The sequence below is a fragment of the Streptomyces sp. NPDC057543 genome (genome assembly GCF_042801895.1).
Lineage (GTDB): Bacteria > Actinomycetota > Actinomycetes > Streptomycetales > Streptomycetaceae > Streptomyces.
In genome coordinates this window covers 1-1,854 of the sequence record NZ_JBHVFF010000560.1, presented here as the reverse complement: position 1 = coordinate 1,854, position 1,854 = coordinate 1, and the positions used below count along the sequence as shown (strand labels likewise).

The window sequence follows — 1,854 nt, the reverse complement described above, 5'->3', positions numbered from 1 at the left end:
CACGCCCCACAGCGCTTGATCATCCCACGACCTTGATCGACTTTCGCAACAGGCCCTAGAACAGGCCAAGGGAGGACTTCGGCGGGGCCAGGGCGCTCGCTCGCGCGTACGAAGCTACGGCTACGCTCGTCAGCATGCTGAACCGTGTTCCGTTCGATGAGGCGCTGCTCTCCACCGTGGGCACCCCCAAGCAGACCAAACTCCTGGACAGCAGTCCGCGGTCACGGGTGTGGCGGGTGCGGCTGGCCGACCGGCGTCTGGTGATCGTCAAGCAGATCACCGACGGCGGGGACCCGGGCGCCGACGCGAACACGCGCTTCGCGCGGGAGGTCGCCGGGCTGCGCCTGGCAGGGCGGGCCTCCGGGCCCGCCGTGGCCCCCACGGTGCTCGCCACGGACCTGTCCTCGCGGGTGATGGTCCTCGAGCACTTGGACGACCTCGGCAAGACGGACGACTGGATGCCGGGGTACGCCGAGTCGCTCGCCCGGCTGCACGCCCTGACCGGCCCCGCCGACGCGGGCGCACTACCGGTCTGGTCGGGGCCCACGGCCACCGACGCGGAGTCCTTCCTCACCCTGGCCAGGGCGCTCGACGTGCCCGCACCGTCCACGGTTCCCAATGAACTCGCCGGTCTCCTGGAGCGGTTGGACCCCACCCCGCACCATGCGCTGCTGCACGGCGACCCCTGCCCCGGCAATGATCTGCGCACCGCCGACGGCGTCCGCTTCGTCGACTTCGAGCGGGCCTCGCTCGGCAACGGCCTGATCGAACTCGCCTACTTCCGCATCGGCTTCCCCACCTGCTGGTGTGCCATGTCGGTCACCGCGGCCCCGCTCACGGAGGTCGAGGACGTCTACCGGACCACCTGGCGCGGCCTCACCGGGAAGGACGTGCCGGGTGACCTCGCCGACGCGTGCGCAGGCTGGCTGATCCAGGGCGACGCGCTCGTCGAGCGGGCCCACCGCGGGACGGTCGACCAGCTCGCCCGGGTGCCCGCCGAGGACTTCGAGTGGGGCTACGTCTCCGCCCGTGAGCGGCTCGTCCACCGCCTGGGCGTGGTCGCCGACATGACCCGCGACCACGATCACCTGCACGCCGTCGGCCGCCTCAGCTCCGCCCTGGCCGGCCGCCTGCTCGAGCGCTGGCCGAAACTGCGTCCACTGCCCACGCATGACGCCCGCCCTTGGTACTAGGTGTATTGCCCTGGGAGGTTGGGGACGCGGCTGGCGGGTGGTTTGCCTGCGAGTGCGGTGTGTCCGCGGTGGTGATTGTAGGTGTGCAGCCACTGAGGGAACGCGTCGCGTCGTTCCTGTTCCGAGCGGTAGGGGCGTGCGTATGCCCATTCGTCGAGCAGGGTGCGGTTGAGGCGTTCGACCTTGCCGTTGGTCTGCGGGCGGTAGGGCCGGGTTCGCTTGTGGGTGATCCCGGCCGTTGCCAGGAGGTCGCGCCAGGCGTGTGACTTGTAGCAGGATCCGTTGTCGGTCAGGACCCGTTCGACGGTGATCCCGTGGGCCGCGTAGAACGTCTGGGCGCGGGTCCAGAACGCGGTGGCGGTCTCCTTCTTCTCGTCGGTGTGGATCTCGCTGTAGGCGAGGCGGGAGTGGTCGTCGACGGCGGTATGGATGTAGCTGTAGCCAACCCCGGACCGGGTCTTGCGGCCGGCCTGGCGGCCCAGTGCCTTGTGGCCGCCGCCGTCGGGGATGTTGCCGAGCTTCTTGATGTCGACGTGGACGAGTTCGCCGGGCCGGTCGCGTTCGTAGCGGCGTATGACGCGGCCGGTGGCCCGGTCGAGATGGGTCAGGCGGGCCAGGCCGAAGCGGGTCAGCACGCGGTGCACGGTGGAGGGCACCAGTC

At 70.4% G+C, this 1,854-nt stretch carries 2 protein-coding genes; one reads left to right on the top strand and one right to left on the bottom strand.

Annotation, left to right across the window (positions count from 1 at the left end):
* The first annotated feature begins 134 nt into the window (after nt 1-134).
* On the top strand, nt 135-1,193 hold the full coding sequence (locus tag ACFU8Q_RS41275; RefSeq protein WP_384465295.1) for a phosphotransferase: 1,059 nt from the start codon (nt 135-137) through the stop codon (nt 1,191-1,193).
* On the opposite strand, the gene ACFU8Q_RS41270 is transcribed toward ACFU8Q_RS41275, so the two are convergent.
* Nucleotides 1,190-1,854, bottom strand: a 665-nt coding sequence (locus ACFU8Q_RS41270; protein ID WP_384465292.1) for an IS481 family transposase, incomplete at its 5' end; no start/stop codon positions are given. The two genes, ACFU8Q_RS41275 and ACFU8Q_RS41270, sit on opposite strands and share 4 nt — an antisense overlap.